The organism is Bordetella petrii (assembly GCF_020991325.1).
In the GTDB taxonomy this organism is placed as follows: domain Bacteria; phylum Pseudomonadota; class Gammaproteobacteria; order Burkholderiales; family Burkholderiaceae_B; genus Bordetella_A; species Bordetella_A petrii_E.
This window is the reverse complement of the sequence record NZ_JAJMLX010000535.1, coordinates 1-719: the sequence shown is the minus strand read 5'-3', so window position 1 is coordinate 719 and position 719 is coordinate 1. Positions and strand designations below refer to the sequence as shown.

The following is a 719-nucleotide window of genomic DNA, read 5'->3' as shown; positions in this document are numbered from 1 at the left end:
GCCAGCGTGTCGCCGCCGCCGCCGGCGGCAAAGGGCACGATCAGCGTCAGCGGGTGCGTGAACGGCGTCTCGGCCTGGACCGGGCTTGCCGCCAGGGCGGCCGCGCCCAGCAAGGCGCCCAGCCAATGCAAGGGTTTCGTGGGGTTCATGTCTCTCTCCTGTGTGGACATCAAGGTAATGCGGGCCTGACGGGCAGGCTTTTATTCGGGTGGCAAATGCCGATGGCTTTGCTTATTGGACAGCCGCCAGCCTTGCGGCGTGCGCACCAGCGTGTCGCGGCAATCGCGAATGGCAACCAGGCGCACCTCGCCGGGGCCGTCGTCCCGCGCGACGCTTTCATAGGCGGTCAGGAAATAACCCAGGCTGGCCTGCCGGCCATCCGACTGCAGCAAGCGCACGTTGGTAATGATGTGGCAAGTACTGCGCCCCGCGGGCCGGGCCTGCAATGCCTGCAGCACGTCCCCGGGCCCGCGCAGCGCCTTGCCCTGGCGGTGCCAGATGCCGTCCTCGGCCATCAGCGCGGCCACTTCTTCATGGCGCCGCGTGTCCAGCGCATGGAAGAACGCCAGGATCACCGCCTCGCAGGCCGCCTTGGCGGCCTGCGCGTCATGGTCTCGTTCCATTCTCGTCTCCTTTTAGTATGTACAGGCGCTAGGCCGCGCTTGCCGCGGGCTGGCACGCCACCGCGGCCAACGGGACATCGGGCCGGGCCAGCGCGG

Annotated in this window: 1 protein-coding gene; it reads right to left on the bottom strand. The window is 68.4% G+C overall.

The window, feature by feature from the left end; all coding sequences use genetic code 11:
• Positions 1-200: 200 nt before the first annotated feature.
• Positions 201-623, bottom strand: a complete 423-nt coding sequence (locus LPZ50_RS25190; RefSeq protein WP_230665544.1) for a nuclear transport factor 2 family protein — start codon at positions 621-623, stop codon at positions 201-203.
• Positions 624-719 lie beyond the last annotated feature (96 nt).